Annotated in this window: 22 protein-coding genes (1 of these 22 only partly in view); 14 read left to right on the top strand and 8 right to left on the bottom strand. The window is 46.3% G+C overall.

Annotated elements, in window-relative coordinates; genetic code table 11:
- Nucleotides 1–2 precede the first annotated feature (2 nt).
- Both QFZ48_RS14050 and QFZ48_RS14055 read left to right on the top strand, forming a co-directional pair.
- Nucleotides 3–851: a hypothetical protein gene (locus QFZ48_RS14050; protein ID WP_429042019.1), complete on the top strand. Its 849-nt coding sequence runs from the start codon at nt 3–5 to the stop codon at nt 849–851.
- Complete coding sequence (locus QFZ48_RS14055) at nt 848–4,501, top strand: BamA/TamA family outer membrane protein (RefSeq protein WP_429062686.1); 3,654 nt, start codon at nt 848–850, stop codon at nt 4,499–4,501. The genes QFZ48_RS14050 and QFZ48_RS14055 overlap by 4 nt, the downstream gene beginning before the upstream one ends.
- Nucleotides 4,502–4,573: 72 nt before the next feature.
- Here the strand turns inward: QFZ48_RS14055 and QFZ48_RS14060 are convergent, their stop codons facing one another.
- The 3 genes from QFZ48_RS14060 to QFZ48_RS14070 all read right to left on the bottom strand — a co-directional run bounded on the left by QFZ48_RS14060 (nt 4,574) and on the right by QFZ48_RS14070 (nt 8,354).
- Nucleotides 4,574–6,907, bottom strand: coding sequence for a GAF domain-containing protein (locus tag QFZ48_RS14060; RefSeq protein WP_429042013.1), 2,334 nt, complete (start codon nt 6,905–6,907; stop codon nt 4,574–4,576).
- A gap of 222 nt (nt 6,908–7,129) precedes the next feature.
- Nucleotides 7,130–7,732 (bottom strand): diaminopimelate decarboxylase family protein, encoded by a 603-nt coding sequence (locus QFZ48_RS14065; protein WP_429062688.1) that lies wholly within the window; start codon nt 7,730–7,732, stop codon nt 7,130–7,132.
- Nucleotides 7,707–8,354, bottom strand: a complete 648-nt coding sequence (locus QFZ48_RS14070; protein WP_429062689.1) for a diaminopimelate decarboxylase family protein — start codon at nt 8,352–8,354, stop codon at nt 7,707–7,709. Before QFZ48_RS14070 ends, QFZ48_RS14065 begins: the two co-directional genes overlap by 26 nt.
- Nucleotides 8,355–8,479: 125 nt before the next feature.
- Between QFZ48_RS14070 and QFZ48_RS14075 the strand changes: the two genes are divergently transcribed.
- Complete coding sequence (locus tag QFZ48_RS14075) at nt 8,480–8,680, top strand: hypothetical protein (protein ID WP_429042011.1); 201 nt, start codon at nt 8,480–8,482, stop codon at nt 8,678–8,680.
- A gap of 212 nt (nt 8,681–8,892) precedes the next feature.
- Nucleotides 8,893–9,144: a hypothetical protein gene (locus QFZ48_RS14080; protein ID WP_429042008.1), complete on the top strand. Its 252-nt coding sequence runs from the start codon at nt 8,893–8,895 to the stop codon at nt 9,142–9,144.
- 17 nt (nt 9,145–9,161) lie between these two features.
- On the opposite strand, the gene QFZ48_RS14085 is transcribed toward QFZ48_RS14080, so the two are convergent.
- On the bottom strand, nt 9,162–9,383 hold the full coding sequence (locus QFZ48_RS14085) for a helix-turn-helix domain-containing protein (RefSeq protein WP_336389068.1): 222 nt from the start codon (nt 9,381–9,383) through the stop codon (nt 9,162–9,164).
- Nucleotides 9,384–9,915: 532 nt separating this feature from the next.
- On the opposite strand from QFZ48_RS14085, the gene QFZ48_RS14090 reads away from it, so the two are divergent.
- Both QFZ48_RS14090 and QFZ48_RS14095 read left to right on the top strand, forming a co-directional pair.
- Nucleotides 9,916–10,170 carry a type II toxin-antitoxin system Phd/YefM family antitoxin gene (locus QFZ48_RS14090; RefSeq protein ID WP_429042003.1) on the top strand — a complete coding sequence of 85 codons (255 nt, stop codon included), beginning with the start codon at nt 9,916–9,918 and terminating at the stop codon, nt 10,168–10,170.
- Entirely contained in the window at nt 10,171–10,425 is a 255-nt protein-coding gene (locus tag QFZ48_RS14095) for a Txe/YoeB family addiction module toxin (RefSeq protein ID WP_429042000.1), read from the top strand.
- A gap of 151 nt (nt 10,426–10,576) precedes the next feature.
- Here the strand turns inward: QFZ48_RS14095 and QFZ48_RS14100 are convergent, their stop codons facing one another.
- Together QFZ48_RS14100 and QFZ48_RS14105 are read right to left on the bottom strand one after the other, a co-directional pair.
- Complete coding sequence (locus QFZ48_RS14100) at nt 10,577–10,975, bottom strand: RNA-binding S4 domain-containing protein (RefSeq protein ID WP_429041997.1); 399 nt, start codon at nt 10,973–10,975, stop codon at nt 10,577–10,579.
- A 47-nt stretch (nt 10,976–11,022) separates the two neighbouring features.
- Nucleotides 11,023–12,393 carry a dipeptidase gene (locus QFZ48_RS14105; RefSeq protein ID WP_429062691.1) on the bottom strand — a complete coding sequence of 457 codons (1,371 nt, stop codon included), beginning with the start codon at nt 12,391–12,393 and terminating at the stop codon, nt 11,023–11,025.
- Between the two features lie 232 nt (nt 12,394–12,625).
- Here QFZ48_RS14105 and QFZ48_RS14110 point away from each other — a divergent pair, with 232 nt between their 5' ends.
- Nucleotides 12,626–12,820 (top strand): hypothetical protein, encoded by a 195-nt coding sequence (locus QFZ48_RS14110; RefSeq protein WP_429062693.1) that lies wholly within the window; start codon nt 12,626–12,628, stop codon nt 12,818–12,820.
- A gap of 6 nt (nt 12,821–12,826) precedes the next feature.
- On the opposite strand, the gene QFZ48_RS14115 is transcribed toward QFZ48_RS14110, so the two are convergent.
- Entirely contained in the window at nt 12,827–13,291 is a 465-nt protein-coding gene (locus tag QFZ48_RS14115) for a response regulator (protein WP_429062695.1), read from the bottom strand.
- Between the two features lie 388 nt (nt 13,292–13,679).
- On the opposite strand from QFZ48_RS14115, the gene QFZ48_RS14120 reads away from it, so the two are divergent.
- From QFZ48_RS14120 to QFZ48_RS14135, 4 genes are all read left to right on the top strand, one after another.
- Entirely contained in the window at nt 13,680–14,258 is a 579-nt protein-coding gene (locus QFZ48_RS14120; RefSeq protein ID WP_429041989.1) for a LemA family protein, read from the top strand.
- An 86-nt stretch (nt 14,259–14,344) separates the two neighbouring features.
- A complete protein-coding gene (locus QFZ48_RS14125; protein WP_429041986.1) occupies nt 14,345–14,803 on the top strand; it encodes a TPM domain-containing protein in 459 nt (152 codons plus the stop codon).
- Between the two features lie 37 nt (nt 14,804–14,840).
- Nucleotides 14,841–15,620 (top strand): TPM domain-containing protein, encoded by a 780-nt coding sequence (locus QFZ48_RS14130; RefSeq protein ID WP_429041983.1) that lies wholly within the window; start codon nt 14,841–14,843, stop codon nt 15,618–15,620.
- Between the two features lie 18 nt (nt 15,621–15,638).
- Nucleotides 15,639–16,559, top strand: coding sequence for a hypothetical protein (locus tag QFZ48_RS14135; RefSeq protein WP_429041982.1), 921 nt, complete (start codon nt 15,639–15,641; stop codon nt 16,557–16,559).
- A gap of 218 nt (nt 16,560–16,777) precedes the next feature.
- On the opposite strand, the gene QFZ48_RS14140 is transcribed toward QFZ48_RS14135, so the two are convergent.
- Nucleotides 16,778–19,330, bottom strand: a complete 2,553-nt coding sequence (locus QFZ48_RS14140) for a M1 family aminopeptidase (protein ID WP_429062696.1) — start codon at nt 19,328–19,330, stop codon at nt 16,778–16,780.
- Between the two features lie 135 nt (nt 19,331–19,465).
- Between QFZ48_RS14140 and QFZ48_RS14145 the strand changes: the two genes are divergently transcribed.
- The 3 genes from QFZ48_RS14145 to truA all read left to right on the top strand — a co-directional run.
- A complete protein-coding gene (locus QFZ48_RS14145) occupies nt 19,466–19,963 on the top strand; it encodes a biotin/lipoyl-containing protein (protein ID WP_370913304.1) in 498 nt (165 codons plus the stop codon).
- A 36-nt stretch (nt 19,964–19,999) separates the two neighbouring features.
- Complete coding sequence (locus QFZ48_RS14150) at nt 20,000–21,514, top strand: DUF4476 domain-containing protein (RefSeq protein ID WP_429041976.1); 1,515 nt, start codon at nt 20,000–20,002, stop codon at nt 21,512–21,514.
- Nucleotides 21,515–21,622: 108 nt separating this feature from the next.
- Nucleotides 21,623–21,725, top strand: the start of a protein-coding gene (truA, locus tag QFZ48_RS14155) for a tRNA pseudouridine(38-40) synthase TruA (protein WP_429062698.1). It continues 662 nt past the right edge of the window; only the first 103 of its 765 coding nucleotides appear in the window; the start codon lies at nt 21,623–21,625; the stop codon falls past the right edge of the window.

Genomic DNA, 21,725 nt, shown 5'->3' on the forward strand with positions numbered 1-21,725 from the left:
CTATGGATGTCCGCATCGGGTTAATATTTCTCCTTTTCTTACTGTCATGTAATCTGAGCGACAGGGAACAAAAAGTATACGCCTCTCCCCGTGGTTACGATTTAAAAGAGCCGGTACGCTACCGGGTCAGGGAATCTATGCAGGAAATCTCGGGTATAGAATTATTCCCCGATGAGCACAAGATCATGGCCATTAACGATGAGGAAGGCCGCATCTACCAGCTGGATGTATTGGCAAAAGAACCTTATCCCCATTTTAAATTTGCAAAAGACGGGGATTATGAAGATATCTGTCATACAGATAGCGGCTGGTTTGTGTTGAAAAGCAACGGCTCCCTGTTCCAGGTCCACGGCCTGTTCACCGACAGCGTTTACAGCGATCATCACAAAATGCCCAAAACCGGGAAGAAGGAGTTTGAAACCACCTACTACGATTCGGCTCATAACGGGATTGTGATGATCTGTAAGAACTGTGAAGATGATAAACGCCTTGGCGTAACCAGCGCCTACCGCTTCGATCTGGCTACCAAAACATTTGATACCACAGCTGTCTATAAATTCAATAACCAGGAAATTGCCCGCCTGGCCGGTTCTGATATGCGGTTCTTCAAACCATCTGCAGCAGCCATTCATCCCATTGAAAAGCGATTGTACATCATCGCCTCAGTAAACGGACTGCTCGTAATTGCCGATCTTCAGGGTCACGTGCAGGAAGCCTACAACCTTAAACACCGCCTGTTCCTTCAACCGGAAGGACTGGCCTTCGCGCCAAACGGCGATATGTATATTTCCAATGAAGGCGGATACGACGGTACCGCCAATATTCTTAAATTTACCTACAAGACCAAATGATCAGATCAACCATCATCTATATTGCCCTGCTAATCTTCACAGGTACTGCCACCTACGCCCAGTCGCCGCAGGTAGTGAAACGTGTAATCCTTATCGGCGACGCCGGGGAACTGCACGACAACGGCAAAAACTCCGTAGTGGATGCCGTACGCAATACCTTCGACCTCCAGGACAGCCGCAATACCATCCTCTTCCTGGGCGATAACGTATATCCGCACGGGTTACCCGACTCCGCCAGCAGCAAGTTCCAGGTAGCCAAAGAAATCATCGACTACCAGATCAACCTGGTACGCGGTACCAAAGCCCAGGGGTATATTATTCCCGGTAACCACGACTGGGACAAAAGCAAACCCGATGGATGGGATATTATCCGCAACCAACAACAGTATGTGGATTCCCAACACCTCGATAACGTACAGTTTGAACCCAAAGAAGGATGCCCCGGCCCCATAGAAGTAAAGATCTCTGATAATATTACCCTCATCATTATGGATAGCGAATGGTGGGTGTTCCCTTATCAGAAACCCGGACTGGAATCCTCCTGCGATTGTAAAGACAACGACGAGATCCTTACCCGGCTGTCGGAAATAGTGGCTACCAACCGCAACAAACTGATCATATTTGCTACCCATCACCCTTTCCGCAGCTACGGCATCCACGGAGGATATTATACGATCAAGCAACATATTTTCCCGCTAACAGACCTGCGCCCCGCACTGTATGTGCCTCTGCCGGTGATAGGTTCTATCTATCCCATTGCCCGCGGCGTTTTTGGTACCCCGGAAGATATTCCCAATCCAAAGTACCAGCAGATGATCAAAGGAGTGGAAGCTGCCCTGAAGCCACATGGCCCCGTTGTATTTGTGTCCGGTCATGATCACACCCTACAGCTTATAAAAGATCAGCAGAACGCCTATGTGGTAAGTGGCAGCGGCGCAAAAAATAACCGCGTAAAAAAAGGCGTTAAATCCCTTTTTGCCAGTACAGATAACGGTTTTAGCACCATCGAATTAATGTCCGACAGCACTGTGCGCGTCCAGTATTATACGGCTGATAACGGCGCACAACCCGTTTTCAGTAATAACCTGTTCCGCCTGCAGGACATTCCGCAACAGGCGCTTACCTATACTCCGCCGGCATCACTGCCTCCCTTTATCAGGGTAGCTGCCGATACACAGTATGTACAGGTCTCTAACTTTCATAAAAAATTGCTGGGAGAAAATTACCGGAAAGTATGGGCCACGCCGTTGAACTTCCCGGTACTGGACCTTAAAATCGCTAAAGGCGGCCTGAAGATCCTGCAACGCGGCGGTGGAAAACAAACACACTCCCTCCGCCTGGAAGACAGCACCGGCACCGAATGGTCCATGCGCTCCCTGAAAAAGTTCCCGCTGGCAGCTATTCCTGAACAGCTGCGCGAAACCATTGCCCGCGAAGTAGTACAGGACCAGATCTCCGCCGCCAACCCCTATGCCCCGCTGGCAGTAAGCGTATTGGCAGAAGCCGCCGGCGTGCCGCACACCAATCCTACTTTTGTATACCTCCCCGCCGATAGCTCGCTCGGCATCTATGCAAACGACTACGGAAACGAAGTATTCCTCTTTGAAGAAAGGGAACCCGTTACCGGCAGCAACGATAAAACTTACAACACACCAAAGGTACTGGCAAAGATCTGGGGAGATAATGATGAACATATAGATCAGAAATCCGTGCTCCGCGCCCGCATCTTTGATATGTACATCATGGATTTCGATCGCCACGATGACCAGTGGCGCTGGTATAAGGAAAAGCACAAAGGAGAAGAATTTTATTACCCGGTACCCCGTGACCGCGACCAGGCGTTTTTCCTGAACGGAGGTTTTATTCCCCGCCAGGCTGCCCGCCCATGGTTCATGCCGGCTATCCAGGGCTTCCGGAAAAACATCCCGGATATCAATGGCTTCAACTTCAGCACCCGTTACTTCGATCGCTCTTTCCTCAACGAAATGGATGAAGAAGATTGGAAGAAACAAACAGATAAGCTTTTAAGGAAGATGACCGACAGCGTGATCAACGCTGCTGTAAAAGCTTTTCCAGATACTATCCAGTCGCTGGTAGGGCCCATGATGATAGAAAAATTATCTGCCCGCCGTAACATCCTGGAAAAAAATACACTGAAATACTACCGCTTCCTCGCCAAAGGCGTTGACGTGCCGGCCACAGAAAAGAATGAACTCATCTCCGTGGAAAAACAACCGGGTGGTAAAGTAGCCCTGGATATATTCAAGATCAGCAAGAAAGGAGCCGTTCAGCAAAACATCTACTCTCGCACCTTCGACCCCACTGTAACCAAAGAAGTAAATGTATATGGCATGGGTGGCAACGATCGCTTTGTGATAAAAGGCGATAACGCAACGCCCATACGCATACGTCTCATCGGCGGCAAGGAGGCAGATGCCTATATCGACAGCACCACCAGCAGGGCGGGCAAACGGGTACGTATATACGATCAGCGATCCGGCAAAGATAGTTTCGCCCTCACCGGCAATGAACAACGCCGCCTGTCCAACGATCCTGCTAATATCAAATATAACCGCAGCGCCTTCCAATACGAAAAAACAATGCCGTTACTGGCCGGTGGCTACAACCGCGACGATGGTTTGCTGCTCGGTGTAGGCTTGTCTATTACCCGCCACGCATGGCGCCGGGAGCCGTTCTCCACTAAACACCTGTTCACCGCCACCCACGCAGTAGCCACCCGCGCCTGGAACTTCCGCTATGAAGGAGAATATACAGACGTCATCGGGAAATCTGACCTGCTGCTGTTTGCAAGAGCAAAAGCGCCCAACAATACCATCAACTTCTTCGGGTATGGAAATGAAACCGTATTCGATAAGTCGGATAATAAAACCATTTCCTACTATCGCGCACGGTATAACTTTTATACAGCAGAAGCATTGCTGCGTACCAGCATAGGAAATCATATGACCATTGCGTATGGTCCTACATTCAATAACTACGCTTTTAATAAGGATGAAAACCACGACCGTTTCATTACCGACTTCAAAGACAACGGCCTGGATTCTGCTGGTATCTACGCCAATAAAGCATATGCCGGTGGTAAAATAGTGGCTACTATCGATACCCGTAACAACAAGATCATTCCTACCCGCGGTATCCTGTGGACTACCACCTACGCAGGTAACTTTGGTGTAAATGATAACAGTCACAATACTACTTCGCTGCAATCGGATCTGAGCTTATACATGAGCTTCCGCATCCCGGCAAATTTTGTAATCGTCAGCCGTTTTGGTGGTGGTAAACTTTGGGGGAACTACGAGTACTTCCAGGCACTCACCGTAGGCGGCGTTCAAAACCTGCGCGGGTACCGCAATTTCCGCTTTGCCGGCGACGCCAGCGTGTATAACAATACAGAAATACGCGTGAAGTTATTCGACCTGAAAACATATCTGCTGCCCGCAGGCGTAGGACTGATAGCCTTCAATGATATAGGCCGCATATGGCGGGAAAATGAAACCTCCCACGTATGGCACGATGGATATGGCGGCGGCGTTTATATTGCGCCCATCAACGCGCTCATCATCACCGCAGTGGTAGGGCATTCCAAAGAAGAAACAGTACCCTACATAACCTTTGGGTTTAAATTCTAAATAAAAAAAGAGGCCGGCTCATTTGAGCCAGCCTCTTTTTTTGTGTCACCCAATGGGCAACGTATCCTCGCTTCACAGCGGAGCTTCCATATTTACTTTCACGCGGAGCGCTTTCAATCCACTCACACCTTGTAACTCTTCCAGGTCCAGCATTTCAATTTCCGGCAGCAGTATTTTCTTGCTTTGCAGGAAAGTGATATACTTTTTCAGTTCCTCCATTTCCCTCACATAAGAGTATACCATTGCAATGGTACCAGGCTGCGTTAACCGCTCGCCGGTATCTTTTATGTGTACTTTATCAATGCGTTTTTTGATGATCTCATAACGCACATTGTAAGCGCCTTCCACATCAAACCGGCGTTCATCGCTGCGGAAGCTGATGGTAATAGGAGCGCTGTGCATCAGGATCATCTGGGTGGTTTGCAGCGGCACTTTTAATTTAGGCCCCAGTTTATGTGTAAGTCTTGCGATATGCGCCATGGAGGAAAGCTGCCACAGGCGCAGGTTGCGCAGGTATAACTGGTCAAACTTCTTTTCCTGGGCAATCGACTGCCCAATATAAATAGTATACTCCACGCCATCGGTACGGTACTTTTCAAAGTAGCAGGGGAAAGAATGCTGGATATACTGGCGTTCTTTCTCCAGGTACTGGCTGATGGCTGTGTTGATGCTGGCTAAACTGTCTTCGTACTCCCTCCGGTGATGATAAACATGTCCTTCTGATTTGTCCATCTGGGCAAAATAGCTGGCCAGTAAGGGTTTCAGATCTTCATTATCTTCACAGAGATGTTCCAGTACAGGCTGTATCTCCTGGTCCATGAATTCATTCACTTTCAGGTCTTCGCCCGCCTGCAGGCTGTTACTGAGATTGTCGAGCAGGTCATTTGTTTTAAACTGCAGCTCTTCCAGTAAAGGCAGGTGAATGGTTTTACCGATGGTTTCAAGGGTATCACGGATCAGCTCCAGCTGTTCCTGCAAATCCTCGCGGATGGCAGTGCCTTGCTGTACAGATGAGTTGCGGATATCCACAGCGCCATAAAGCGGGTATACCTCATCAAAGCTGATGCTTTCAATATCTTTCCTTTCTTCTTCGGGTGTCAGCAGGTAACTCCAGGCAGCGTCTACAAACTTCCATTCTACGGAAGGCTGTAATGCGGTAAACTGGTCTTTGATCACTTCATTCAGCCGGTTCTCGAGGATGTTCATGCTGCGGTTCAGCATGAGCACCAGCAGGGGATAGGTGTTTTGCAGCTTCCACAGCGGGTCAGCCGACAAGCGGTTGGGAGTGGAAGAGGCCAGCTCCAACACGCCCAGTATTTCCTTTTTATGGGTGATCGGGAGTATCAGAAAACTCCGGATGTTCTTGATCGGCAAATATTTCAGGAATGCGTGGGGCGCAATAGACGCCTCATTTACATCCGGAACAATCAGCGGCGCAGGGTTTTGCTGCGAATGCTCCAGCAGCAGCTGGAAAAAGTGTTGCTGTTGTTTTTTGTTGCCAACCCCCAGGATCGGATCAGTATTGGAAAATTGTTCTTCCAGCACATTCTTGCCATTCACTTTAGGGAAAGGTACCAGGTGGGCGGTTACATCAGGTATGCCCAAAATAACCGGGATCATTTTTTCCAGGGTACGGTAGCTCTCTACCTCGTTGCTGGCGCGCATGTTCATCACCAGGCTCTTGATATTATTGAGCGTTTCCGATTGGGTTACATCTTTCACGGTCCAGATAACAAAGCCTTCCAAAGAAAACATACTGGTAGGCAACAACTCCTGCAGGGCATCCGGCGTGATCTGCTTGGAACAGAACATATCATAGTTCAGATGCGGCAGTTCACCGTTTACCTTTACATCCACAAACCTGGGATCAATATTTACTTTCACATAACGTTTACCACCATCCGGCGTTTCCAGCGTATGGATGATATCGTTCTTATAGTTCATGGGAAAGTGGAATACCTTTTCCAGGATCAGTTTATATAACCAGGTGATCTTGTCTTTTTTTACCTGTGCAATGGAAATGCCGTCCGGAACGGCCGATAACTCGGAGCCGTTTTCTGCAAATAGCTGTTTAAAGAGATCAGAATAATGGAAGATGGCGAACTTAAACGGAACACCTATGCCATAGATGTCTTTGCTGGAATCCGTGGTCACCGGGAAAATGGCGGCTATCAATAGATCCAGGTATTCCTTATAAGCGCTCAGATCACCATTGCCAGGAATGGGTTTGAGTATTTCCGGGTTACTTTCAAATTTATCAATGATCAGTTTATAGAAAGACGAACGGGCTTCTCCTTCATGTGTTACCTTTTCCTTCAGATAATTGAGGAAGGGTACGAATGATATATTGGATTCAATTACTTTATCATCGTTAAATATACCGGGGTGTGCAGTTAAAACTTTCATATTATCGTACAATTATAACCAAAGGCTGTCCTTTTAGTGCCAGTAATAAATTCTTATTACAATTTACAGTAAAACATTGCAGGAATAACAGAGGAGGGTACTAATGTAGACGCAAAGGTAGGGGAAATATTGTATCAATATTGAATTCCGGGATTCAGGTATTTGTCAAATCTGGTATACACCTGATAATCAAATACCTGAATCCGCGGAAATCCGGAAGATTTATTGCAATTCGATCTGGTTTTTAAGCAGATCTTCCAAAGTATCACGCTTGCGGATCAGGTGTGGTTTGCCTTCTTTTACCAGTACTTCCGCCGGTTTCAGGCGGGAGTTAAAGTTAGAGGACATTTCAAAACCATAGGCGCCGGCGTTATAAAACACCAGGTAATCGCCTTCCCTTACCTCATTGATCTTACGGTCCCATCCAAAGGTATCTGTTTCACAGATATTACCTACCACTGTATAGATCCGCTCCGTGCCCTTCGGGTTGGAAATATTACGGATCAGGTGGAATGCCTCGTAAAACATCGGCCGGATCAGGTGGTTGAAGCCTGAATTCACCCCTACAAATACGTTAGCGGTAGTTTGCTTGATCACGTTGGCCTTTACTACAAAGTAACCGCTCTGGCTTACGAGGAATTTTCCTGGTTCAAACCACAGCTGCAGCGGGCGCACGTATGATTTAGCAAAGTTATTGAACGCTTCGCTCAGTTTTTTGCCGAGCAGGTCGATGTCTGTTTCAGGATCTCCCTGCTGGTAAGCTACCTTAAAGCCGCTGCCCAGGTCAATAGATTCCAGGTCAGGGGAAGTGTTGCACCATTTCAAACATCACTTCCACGCCCCGCAGGAACACGTCTACATCCTTAATTTCAGAGCCGGTGTGCATGTGTAACCCGGTCACTTTCAGTTTAGTGGAATTGATAATGCGTTCGATATGCCGCATCTGGTGGATGGAAATACCAAACTTACTATCGATATGCCCGGTAGAAATCTTGAAGTTTCCGCCCGCCATAATATGCGGGTTCAGGCGGATACAGATCGGATAACTGCCACCGAACTTGTTGCCAAACTGCTCCAGGATGGAGAGGTTGTCTATATTAATGATTACGCCCAGGTCTTTCGCTGCAATAATTTCCTGCAGGTCCACACAGTTAGGCGTAAAGATGATATTCTTCGGATCAAAGCCAGCTCTCAGGCCCAGTTGTACTTCCTGGATCGACACCGTGTCCAGGCCGCAACCAATAGAATTGATGTACTTAAGGATATTGATGTTGGTCAATGCCTTACAGGCGTAGAAAAAGCGGGTGTCAGACTTATGAAAGGCCTTTTGCAGCTTTTCATACTGGGTTTTAATCTTTTCTGCATGGTATATATATACCGGGGTACCAAATTCTTCTGCTACTTTCACAAGGAAATCGGCAGTAAGTACGTCGCTTTGTTTAGGCATTGAAAATCCTTAGTTTAAGAATGAGGATGCAAAATTACTACGCAAAAGTGAGAAATTGTAGAAAAAAGGGAGAATGTCAGTAGTGGCGGGATAAGTATCTTTGTTATTAGTAAATTCACATATTTATGGAACCATACAGATTTGACAGAACAGCCTTCAAAATCAAGACATTTGCTGAGTCGGATGCGGATAATGTTGATTTAAGCCTTTCGCTGGAAGAACGGGTCCGTCAGGCATGGTATCTTATTTCAAAAGCTTATGGTTTTGATTTGGACAACCCGCCACGGATGGATAAGACTGTATTTTCATGTAGAAAACAGAAATAATAATGCGGTCGATATTTAATGACGGTTTTAGGGATTTCATCAGAGCTTTGAATAACAATCAGGTTGAATATATTCTGGCAGGTGGCTATGCCGTTATTCGCCAATGGCTATAGAAGGGTAACAGGCGATATGATATTTGAGTAAATAGGACCAAAGAGAATTATTTAAAGCTGACCAGAGCGTTTGCTGATTTTGGACTACCTGTTTTTGATATGACAGAAAGTAAATTTTTAGACGTAGAGAAGGCTGATGTATTTTCATTTGGTCGTTCTCCCGTAGGAATAGATATCCTGACGAAACTAAAAGGCGTGGATTTCGAAGAAGCCGCTGCTTCAGTTCAAATATTTATTGATGGAGATCTGGAGATAAAGTATTTGCATTTAAATAATCTCATACAGGCTAAGAGAGCCGCTGGTCGCCATAAAGACCTGGATGACATTGATAAATTGGAAGCACGAAATTGATCTGTTTATATATGGGTCTAACAATCAAATAGATCACACGGGGTAACTTCTAATACTTTAGCGAGTTCAATAATTGTAGAAAATCTTACATCTACTCTGCCCTTCTCCATCTGTCCCAGATTAGAAAAATCAATACTGCAATTTGTCGCCATCTGGCGCAAACTCCATCCCTTTTGCTCTCGCAACTGGCGTAATTTATTGCCAAATTGTTTTAATTCCTCTTGCTTATTGATATCCATATTCAAGTCGAATATGAACAAAATGAATAGAAAATATGTGTGCGAATAAACACACAGTAATATAAAAAGCATTATCTTTAAGGCATATTAACAGGCTAAAAGTCTTGTTATAATTCAACCATGTTAACCAAAACCATACATATCATGCAACCGACAAAAACTGTACAAAACCAATCCGCTCCGTTCTCTCTTCGAAGGCTTCGCCGGCAGCGCCGTTAAGTTTCGTGAAAAAGTTTGTGAAGAATGTGGCTGGAGCGAAAGCACCTTTTACAAAAAAGCGCGCGAAACACGCCATCATACAGCGGTTTTCAGTATTGCCGAAATGGAAAAAATAAAAGACCTCGCCTGGGAAGTACAGCAGGAGCTGAAAGACCGGTTATGAAAAATAAATTGCTAAAGCTTTACCGGTGTGAGGTCTTAGCAATTCAGCCTCGCAAATATATTTGGAAGGTTCATATAAACGAACTAATTTTACAAGAATGAGTACAATATTAGGTACGTTTAAAAGTACCTATTACATAAATAGCATCATATGCAAGTAGTAAATTATAGTGAGTTCAGGCATAAAATGAAAGCACATCTTGATAACGTTTCGGATAATCATGATGTTCTCATTGTGCCGCGTGGTAATGAAAAAAGTGTTGTAATCATTTCTCTGGAAGAATACAATTCTATCCAGGAAACATTGCACCTCATGAGGTCAGAGAAGAATAGAACTCGTTTGATGGAGGCTCTGGAAAGGGCAGATAAAGGTATTAGTGAGAAACATGACCTAATTGAAGATTAAATGACGCTTACATGGGATAGTAATGCCTGGGAGGATTACTTATATTGGCAACACCATGATCGTAGGATCATGAAAAAGATTAATGAATTACTGAAAGACACAATGAGACAACCTTTTGAAGGTTTGGGAAAACCTGAATTGCTCAAAGAGAATCTGGCTGGATGCTGGTCCCGAAGAATTGACCAGGAACACAGATTAGTGTACAAAGTAATAGAAGATTCTATCTACATTCTACAATGTAGATACCACTATTAAAAAGGTCAAACCAGCTGGTTTGACCTTTTTAGCTCTTACTAATTTTTAGCCAGGTCCGATAAATCTTACTATCCTTTATCAGCCTGATTAAGAATAACTTGCTATTCACTTTGCACAGAAACTTTTTGAAAGATGACCTTCACTAATTACACTACTCCTCTTCATCCCCTTCCATAAACCCTTCAATACTCCTCCGGTCTTTCTTCGTGGGCCGGCCAATCTTACTCTGTCGCTTACCTGTCTGAAACACAGACGCAACAAAAGCGGGCGCCAGTTTATCCTCATCAGGAGTGGTGTCTATATAATGTTTAATGGCTTCACTATACGGCACCCGGTTGGAGATAACGCTCACCACTTCAATCACCCACTTACGGGCTTCGCTCCTGATCTCAAATTTATCCCCCGGATTTACGGGCTTAGCGGCTTTCACAGAGGAGCCGTTCATCTTCACTTTACCGCCGTCGCAGGCATCTGCAGCCTGGCTGCGGGTTTTAAACACCCTGATAGACCAGAGATATTTATCTACGCGTACTTTTTCGGTATTACTCATATTCAAAAACTTTAAGCCGGCGGCAACCGGAGCTGCCGCCAGTTTGGCTATTTACTCATCTCCGCAAAAAATTTGTGGAAATAAGGAATGGTTTCAATGCCTTTGTAATAATTGGCTAAACCATACTTCTCGTTGGGAGAATGCAGGTTGTCGCTGTCCAATCCAAAGCCCATCAGTACTGTTTTCAGCCCCAGTTCCTTTTCAAACAGTGCCACGATAGGAATACTACCGCCACCGCGCACCGGGATAGGATCTTTGCCAAAAGTAGCGTGGATAGCTTTGTGCGCTGCCTTAAATGCCACCGAGTCGATTGGCGTAACATACGGGCTGCCGCCATGATGCTTGGTTACTTTCACCTTCACACTCTTAGGTGCAATGGCTTCAATATGTTTGGTGAACAGATCTGATATTTCGTGCCAGTCCTGGTTAGGGACAAGGCGCATGGAAATCTTGGCAAATGCTTTTGATGGCAATACGGTCTTGGAACCTTCGCCGGTATAACCACCCCAGATACCATTTACTTCCAGCGTTGGCCGGATACCGGTTCTTTCGATCGTCGTAAATCCTTTCTCTCCCCAAACATCCGCTACACCCAGGTCTTTTTTATATTCTTCTTCATCAAAAGGAGCGGCATTCAGCGCGGTCCTCTCTTCTGTACTTAGTTCCTGCACTTTATCATAGAAGCCGGGAATGGTGATGTGATTATTTTCATCATGCAGGGAAGCAATCATTTTCGCAAGGATAGTAGCCGGGTTAGCTACAGCGCCACCGTATACACCACTGTGCAGGTCGCGGTTAGGACCGGTTACTTCCACTTCCATATAAGCCAGTCCGCGCAGGCCCGTATCAATGGAAGGGTTTTCCAGGCTAATCATGGAAGTATCTGAAATCAATACCACATCCGCTTTCAGGCGTTCCTTGTTATCTTTCAGGAAGATGCCCAGGTTAGCAGAACCTACTTCTTCTTCCCCTTCAATCATAAATTTGATGTTGCAGGGAATCGTGTTGGTTTTGTTCATGGTTTCAAAAGCCTTTACATGCATGTAAAACTGGCCTTTGTCATCTGCACTGCCACGGGCATATATATTGCCATCTTTAATTACAGGTTCAAACGGACCGCTGTGCCACAGCTCCAGCGGATCTGCAGGCTGTACATCATAGTGGCCGTATACCAGTACGGTGGGTAAGGAAGGATCTATGATCTTTTCGCCATAAACGATCGGGTGACCAGCAGTCTGACATACTTCTACTTTATCTGCGCCGGCTTCTTCCAAACGTACTTTTACCGCTTCCGCACATTGCTGGGTATCTTTATTGTGACGGGAATCCGCACTCACAGAAGGAATGCGTAACAGCGCCAGTAATTCATCCAGGAAACGATCTTTGTTCTCTGCCTGGTAATCTTTCCAAACTTGCATGATTCTAGGAAATTAAGTTCACAATGTGGTGCAAGTTAAAGGAAAATCAACATTTACAGATTTAGATAGTTTCGAATGGTAGTCCATGCCGTTTTAGAGAGAAGTGAACCGTTATCCCTTCCCGTTTGAATAACATCCAATACACGATACTCTCCCGTTTGTCAATCTCAAAATTCTGACCGGATACCCTGCTAAGCTTTTATCTTATTTTCAGTAAAAAAATTAATCTATTATGGGAAAACAAGTCGGAATAATCAGCTTCACGGGCAAGCTGGGTAACCTGATCGGTTACCGGAGGAACGGGCAATACTTTGTCCGCACCATGCCCGAAACGGTGCGGCAAACCGCCGCGTGCAAGGCAAAAGTAAGGCATAAGCGGGCCTGTCCCCATTTTCCAGGAACGCCTCGTTATCTTCACTGCCTCTAATAATGATCAGGAAATTAGTTTCTGTCTTACCAGGAACTCCAGTTTCTGGTTTACATCGAGCAATTTGGCGGTTAACTCTTTATTCTCTTTGCGGAGGGCGTACACTTCATATGCCTTTTCGATATTGTGTTTCAACTCCTCTTCATTCCAGGGTTTGGAGAAATATTTATATACCTGTCCTTTGTTAATGGCATCTACTACCGCGTTGATATCGGCATAGCCGGTCAGCAGCATGCGTATAGGCTCGGGGTACTTTCCCAGTATTGATTCAAAAAACTCTATCCCGGTTGTCTTTGGCATCCGCTGGTCCGAGATAATGATGTGAAATTCCTGTTCTGCCAGCAGCTTTTCCGCGTCCTCCGCAGAACTGGCTGTAACCACGTTGTACAGCCTTCTGAATGAAGCTTTGAAAGCATTCAGATTGTGTATTTCATCATCAATATAGAGAATATGGATGTGTTGTGCACTCATTTAAGCAGACTTAGTTCCAAGTTATTGATAATAAATGAGTTAGAAACAATGAAACTTTCGATATCGATTTTGTATCCATTCTGCCCCATTCACCTTAAATCTTACGGTAAAACGTTCAATGTTTTACGCTCAACAAAGGTACATATAAACATACTGTTTTATGATGAATATTTCAAGGATGAATGAACTTTTTTAAAAAATAGCCGTTTCCTTATCCAATAGCGATTTAGTGGGGGAGTTTCCATATTTTCGTGTAGTTATGAAAAGCGTGCGTTAACCGCTTTTTTTATAGCGTTCACCGGTGAAAAAACTACTTACACCGGCAAGCGTAAAATCGGGAATACCTTTTGCACATTTGCCGGCACTTAAAACTTAAATTTAAATTCAGATGAAAACAGGAATTATTGTTATTGTAGTACTCGCGTTATTGGTCATGTTAGGTTGTGGTAAATACAACGGCCTCGTTACTAAAGACGAAAATGTGAAAAATAAATGGGGAGTGGTACAAAGTAGCTATCAACGCCGTGCTGATCTGATCCCTAACCTGGTGGCCACCGTGAAAGGCGCCGCTAATTTCGAAACTGAAACCCTCGAAAAAGTGATCCAGGCACGCGCCAGCGCTACCCAGATCAAAGTAGACGTGAATGATCTCAGCCCTGAGAAAATTCAACAATACCAGGCTGCACAAGGACAGTTAAGCCAGGCACTGGGCCGCTTACTCGCCGTATCTGAAGCCTACCCCGACCTGAAAGCAAATGCTAATTTCCAGAACCTCCAGGCTCAACTTGAAGGAACGGAAAACAGGATTAACGTAGCCCGAAATGACTTCAACGAAGCGGTAAATGCTTACAACAGCTCCGTTCGTACTTTCCCAAACAACATTATAGCCGGTATCACTGGCTTTAAACAAAAAGGTTATTTCGAAGCAGCCGCAGGTGCCCAAAATGCTCCCGAGGTTAAATTCTAAAACAACCCTTACAAGATAAGCTGTCTCCGGGATGCTGGTGCAATACCGGCATCCCCCGGAACAGCAATCCAAAAATTATATTCAGCATGCGCATTTTCCCTTTTAAACGAAAAGAGATTTTTTCAGAAACGGAGAAAGAAAGACTCGTGCAGGCTATCCGGGTAGCAGAACGGCTTACTTCCGGAGAAATCAGGTTGTTTGTAGAAAGCCATTGCAGCTATGTGGATCCTATGGACAGGGCGAAAGAAGCTTTCGTGTCACTCGATATGGGAAAAACAAAATTGCGCAACGGCGTTTTGGTATATGTGGCCATCAAAGACCGGCAGTTTGCTATCCTGGGCGACCAGGGCATACATGAAAAAGTAGGCGACGAATTCTGGGTGAAGGAAGCAGCATTGTTAATCGACCACTTTCAGCGCAATCGTATTATCGATGGCATCGAAGCATGTATAGCGGAAATAGGCGCCTCACTCCGTACCTTTTTCCCGCATGAAGCCGGTAATGATGCGAATGAACTGCCCGACGATATCGTCTTCGGCAAATAAAAGCCACTCTTTTTAAAACGATTTTAGCTTTGATACAATGAGGATACTACGCTGGTTTTTACCGGGATTATTAATGATGGCGGGTTTGCTGGCAAATGCCCAGAATATACCGCCCCGGCCTAATCCTCCCACTTTAGTCAATGACTTTGCAGGCGTGTTGCTGAAAACGGAAGATGATGCCCTCGAACAAAAAGTAGTGGCCTATTTCGACAGTACCTCCACGCAAATAGCAATTGTTACACTCAAGTCCATCGGTGACTACGATATCAGTCAGGTATCATTAAAAATATTGCGCGACTGGGGAATAGGTACCAAAGGCAAGAACAATGGTATACTTATTCTTGTTTCAGTGGAAGACAGGAAGATCAGGATTGAAACAGGCTATGGCATGGAAGGCGTAGTACCCGACGCTACCGCCAACCAGATCATTTCACAGATCATAAAGCCAGCTTTCCGTGAAGGACACTACTACCAGGGCCTCGACGGCGCTGTGGAAGCCATTCAGAAAGCAGCCGCCGGCGAGTACCGTGCAGACCCGCGGCAAAGCAAACCCGGCGTCAGCCCGGGAGCCGTTTTCCTGATCATCATGGTAATTGTAATCATTGTTTCCATCATCGGCCGTGGCGGTGGCGGAGGCAGAGGTGGCGGTACCACCTATAACAGACGGGGCGGATGGATATGGCCGGTAATCGGCGGTATGGGAGGCTTCGGCAGTGGCAGCAGCGGAGGCGGATGGTCCGGTGGTGGAGGAGGTGGCGGCTTCGGTGGCTTCGGAGGAGGTTCCGGTGGTGGCGGTGGCGCCAGTGGCAGCTGGTAAGAGCAGGAAAACTATTTTATGTCATATTTGCATGTGTTAAATGGAGATGCTACCCTTGCCCTGTTCCGGCAAAGCAAGGTGCCGGGAGAGATAGTGGTGTGCCGGGAAATGATGTGCGAAGGCAAAGTAAAATATACCAAAGACCTCACAGAATTCTTTGAAAGCCGCGCTAAGCATCTCGAATTCCATTACGGGATCGATAAGCAAACCTATTATACCAATGTAGTACAGGAGCTGGAGAAATTAGCACTCTCCGGCTCCGCTGCAGAGGAAATCGTATTGTGGTTTGAATATGATCTGTTTTGCCAGATCAATATGCTGTTCATCCTTTACTATCTCAGCAGCCGGCTTACTATCCTTCCCCCCATCACCCTGGTAGATCTGCACCATCACCCCACTGCGGATGAATTCCCGCAGATATTTGAACAACGGACACAGCTTCAGGCTGAAGACCTGCTTTGGGCCGCCGACGTATGGGACGCCTGGTGCCTTAGCACCCCACAAGCGCTGGAAACCATCAGTAAGCTGCCCGCCGGAAATCTTAAATACCTGCCCGAAGCTATCACTGCACATCTCAAACGCTTCCCCGATATCAATACCGGCCTGAACACCATTGAAAACTATTTCCTGCTCCGCCTCGTGCTCGGAAGCTACCGCTGGTACGACCTCTACATGCTTTTCTGGAACGAACTCGAAATATACGGCTTCACCAACTTCCAGCTCGATGTTCTCATCCACCGCATGGCCAATGCCGGCGTCATCGAAGAACACGACCAAATGCTGAAAATCACCAGCCTGGGAAAGGAAATACTGGAAGAAGAAGAAAACTACCTCGACTACATATCGCTCGAACACCGCTGGCTCGGAGGCGTAAAACTCGCCAACACTCCCTGGCGCTGGGACCCGCAACTCAACGCCCTCGTGGAGATTGAAGCGTAGGTTGTCTTTCTCAGGATTACGCTGATTTTACTGATTTACTTTTTTTGATTTTTTTAAGATTAAAAGATAATGGGAGATAAAAGCGATGTCCGGCTTCTATCTCCCATTATCAGTTATAGATATCAGTTAAAAAAAATAAATCAATTAAAAATCATAAAGCAAATCCAAAAAGTAAAATCAGTAAAATCAGCGTAATCCTGAGCAAGACAACCTACGCGTTACTTAATACTCGCTTTAATCTCCTCCGATGCCTTGCGCAGATAGTCCGCCTGTTTCAGCAGCTCGTCGCGGTTAGCGCCAGTTACGGCAGTGGCTTCCTGCGATTTGCTTTTGCTGATTTCCTGCATCCAGTTACTGATGTAGGTGCTTACCTGTGAGTTATTAAATTGGGCGGTCATGGCTTTTACCTGGTCCACACCTTTTGTTACAGCAGGGGTGTTGTTGATCTTGGATAAGAAGCCCAGGTAGTCGAAAGCTGCATTCAGCTTGTCCTGGCCGGAGGTTTCATCAAATTTTGTTGCCACAAAAGTAACATCGGAAGCGTTGCCTTTCCTGGCATATACACCTGCGATAGCATTTACCAGCTTGCCTTTGGTGTCGCTTTCCAGCTGTTTGGCGATGGTGTATGCTTTTTCCAGATCCAGGGTGGCTAAGCCTTCCAGGCCGGCGGCTTCTACAGCATAGGATTTGTCTTTTGTTGCTGCTTCAAACAAAGCGGCGTACTGCGGATCTTTTAGTTCACCCAGTTGCAGCAGTGCTGCTGCACGTACCAGGGAGCTGGGATCTTGTTTGGCAAGGTCCGTCAAAACAGGCAGGGCGGCTGTTTTCACAGCTGCATTGCTCAGGTTCAGCTTTCCGATGGCATACGTTCTTAAGCCGTGATATTTATCTTTCAACGCCAGCTGCAACAGTTTCACTGCTTCAGGATTGGTGGCCTGTGCATCTGCTGCTTCATCTATAGCAATATGGCGGTCCATATAATTAGGCGCGTGGGCATATTGATAAGCATAAGTGCTAAACGCCCGGTGGTCGTCTATCTTGGCTAAAACTACCTTATCTGCATCTACATTTACCAGGTCTGGTTTAGCCGTGTAAGAGAAGGTAAAGGAATCAACCCGGTGTTCCATGAAGATGTTATGCCTGTTTGCTTTGCCGCCTTCATAGATGTCAATGGCCATGGGGATGTGCCATACTTTATCTTCTTTCTGGATCTGCTGTAATATAACGGTCACCGTGTTGGCGGCATCATTATACTTATAGCTGATATCCAGCTGTGGGAAGCCTTTACCAAAATACCATTCGTTGAAGAACCAGTTCATATCCCTGCCGGTTACTTCTTCTACGGCTAAACGCAGCTGATGCGCTTCGGTAGCTTTAAAGGCGTTTGCTTTCAGGTAAACGTTCAGGGATTTGAAGAAGGCAGAATCTCCTATGGCATTGCGGAGCATATGCAGGATACGGCCACCTTTCTGATAGGTGATCTGGTCAAACATATCTTCCTTGTCGTGATAATGGAAGCGTACCAGGTCTTTATCGCCGGCATACTGCACCATCGACATATACGACTGTGCCGCTTCCAGGCTGTGTTCATCGGCAGCGTCCTTACCATATTTATGTTCCAGCCACAGGTATTCGCTGTAGTCTGCGAAGGATTCATTCACAGTAAGATTGCTCCACGACTCTGCGGTGGCCAGGTCGCCAAACCAGTGGTGGAACAGTTCATGCGCAATTACGCCTTCATTGTAGTTGTTATTGTCCAGCAGCTCCCGGTCCGTTTTCTGTATAAACTCCCCGTGAAGAGTGGCGGTGGTGTTTTCCATAGCGCCGGAAACGTAGTCGCGGCCGGTGATCTGGGAGTACTTCACCCAGGGATAATCATATCCCAGTATTTTAGAGTAGAAGGTGAGCATTTCAGGCGTATTACCAAAAATGTTTCTGGCATATTTCTCAAAAGGCTTTTCCACATAATAGCTTACTTCTTTGCCGCGCCAGGTATCTTTTACAATGGCATATTCACCTACCGCCATCATAAACAGGTAAGGGGAGTGGGGGAGATCCATCTTCCAGGTATCTGTACGGGTACCGTCGGCATTATTTTTCTGGCTTACCAGCTTACCATTGGAAAGGGTAACATATTTCTTTTCAACGGTCATGCTGATTTCCTCGGTGCACTTCTGGTTGGTTTTATCGATAGTAGGAAACCAGGCAGAAGAACTTTCTGTTTCGCCCTGCGTCCATATCTGGGTGGGCTTTTTAGGATCTTTGCCATCGGGATTGATAAAATAGAGTCCTTTGGCATCAGAAATAGCGGCGCTTCCCTTTACTTTGAGTTCATCGGGTTTTGCTGTATAGCTGATATAGATGATATATGATTCGGTGGCTTTGTAGCTTTTATCCAAAGCGATGTGCAGTTGGAGGTCGTCGTAGCTGTATTTCAGCGGACTGCTTTTACCTGCTTTAACTACGGCCACTTCTTTAATATCCATGCCTTTGGCGTCCAGGGTGAGGGAGTCGGTGGCATAAAAATGCGGCTTGAGGGTTATCCAGGCTTTGCCATAGAGGTACCGCTTGGCGTAGTCGAAACGTACGTCCAGCTTAGTGTGTACCAGATCGTTCACTTTAGTGGCGGATGCGCGGTATATCTTTAGTGCGGGGGGCGGGTCTTCCTGGGCAGCTTTGTCAGATTGGGCCATCAGGGAAGTGCTCATCCCGAGTCCGGCTATTCCTCCGATCAGCATCCCCATCAGGGATTGCTTCAGATGTAGATTCATGTAAAAGACTGTTTTAAACAAATGTATCGGCTTGCGCCAATTAAAAAGAGTCAAATTTAAACAAATGGGCCAAATATGAGGTAAGTGGTTAAAAATGCTATTTTTGTTGAGCTTACAGGCCAATAAAACAGCATTATGATCAAAGCAATAGTGAATGGTAAATCTACATTTGCCGTTAATAACGATACCAAACTTACCTGCGATAACCAGGAAGTGGACTGGTCGGCAGTGAAGCTGCCTACCGGCGATTACAGCGTTATAATGGACGGCCGCAGCTACCAGGCGCAGGTGTTGAGGATAGAGAAAGATACTAAAACCGTGGTATTACAGGTAAATCAGCAACAGTTTGAAGTGGTGATAGAAGAACCGATCGACCAGCTGCTGGCCTCCATGGGGATCAAGGATGCGATGACCAAAAAGGTGAATGACATCAAGGCGCCGATGCCCGGACTGGTGCTAAAAGTGCTGGTAACCGCAGGTCAGGCCATCAAAAAGGGCGATCCGGTGCTGATCCTGGAAGCCATGAAAATGGAGAACGTGTTCAAGGCCGGCTCAGATGCTATCGTAAAAGAAATCAAGGTAAAAGAGCGCACCGCCGTGGAAAAAGGTGAGGTGCTGATCGTGCTGGAATAATATTTGCACAAGGACAGTTTTATACCAATATATAGTATGCATCTCAAATACAGGACAGTAATATTCGTATGGGCATGTCTGTTACTATGCGGCCGGCTGTGGGCGCAGGAACAACTCCACTACGTGTATATTCAGAGCGAGAAGGGACAGCCGTTTTATGTAAAACATAACGGCAAAGTGCTGAGTTCCACCGAAAGGGGCTACATCATTATCCCGCGGTTGGAAACAGGTACGGCGCCCATTACGGTGGGTTTTCCAAACAAAGAATCCAAGGAAGCACAGTTTAACCTTAGAATAACAAAAGGTGATCAGGGCTTTCTGCTGAAACAGTCCGGCGAAGCCGGTTATTCTTTATATAACCTCCAAACTTTCCGGGAACTGAAATCGGATGCCGGCGAAACGGCACTGGCAGCAGCGCCTCCCGCCGCAGATTCCATTGTGCCGGAGCTGGACACGGCCAAAAAGGAAATGATGACCAACCTGCAGAAAGACCTGGAAACTACTTTCGCCGATAAAGCAATTGTAACCGGTCCTGCTAAAACGGCTCCCGCTAAATCAGGCAATCCTTTTGCTTCTGCGCTGGATAAGGTAGTGGTAGGCGGCGACGACAGGAATGAGCCGGAGCCGGAGCCGGAAGTAAAAAAAGAAGCAGCTCCTGCGGAAGAGGCGCCGGTGGCTGCCGAAGCAGAGGTGAAGAAACCCCGGAAGAAGCGTAATAAAGGAGAAAGAGAACCTTTAACAGAAGAGGAACAGGCGATTTTGAGCAATGTATTGGCAGAAGAAGGTAAAACCGCCGCCAGCGAAGCTGCTGTGGCAGCTGAATCCACCACCGCTCCTGCCGGAGAGCCGGTGAAAAAGAGATCAAAGAAACATAAAGCAAAAGAAGGAGATCCTGACTTTATAGAATTCCAGGATGATGCGGCACCTGCAGCAGCTGCTGCTACTACTACGGAAGCTGCTGCGCCGGTAGTGGTGGAAGTGCCGGTAACCGCTACAGAAGAAGCGCCGGTGCGCGCCAAAAAGAAGAAGAAAAAGATCTTTGATGATACAGAGCATCCGGCAAATATCATCACCGATTCCAGTGGCTATGGCATTGCTGTTACAGAAGAAGAACCGGTAAGAAGCAAAAAGAAGAAGAAACGTAATGAAGAAGAAGTGGCGACTGCAGATGCAGCAGGAGCACCGGTGGGAGCAGAAGTGGCGCCGGAAATGACGACCGCTGAAAAGAAGAAAGCCGATGCACGCCTGATCAACTCGGATTGCACCAATGTAATGGACGATGATACTTTCCGCAAGGTGTTACGCAAATTCGTAGCTGCCAGAACGGATAACAGTATGATCGAAGTATTTAAGAAACAAACCCGCAACTATTGCCTGCAAACAGTTCAGGTGAAAACCCTGGTACAGTTGCTCACGGCGGATGATACGCGCTATCGCCTGCTGGATACAGCCTATTCCAAAACAGTGGATACCGAGAAATATGGCTCCCTGGAAACCCTTTTAATAGATGACTATTACAGGGGCCGGTTCAAAGCCATGTTGCATAAATAATATAACCTTCATTATTACGGAGTTATAGGAAGATGGATCACAGGATCATCTGACTATAACTCCGTAATTCATTCCGGATAGTCCGTAATTCTTTATTTTCGCCCCCATATGAACAGGTACTTTATTGAAGTTGGATATAAAGGGGCGCAGTACAGCGGTTTCCAGGTACAGGAAAATGCACATACCGTGCAGGCGGAAATAGACCACGCGC

This window comes from Chitinophaga sp. W2I13 (genome assembly GCF_050434005.1).
GTDB lineage: Bacteria > Bacteroidota > Bacteroidia > Chitinophagales > Chitinophagaceae > Chitinophaga.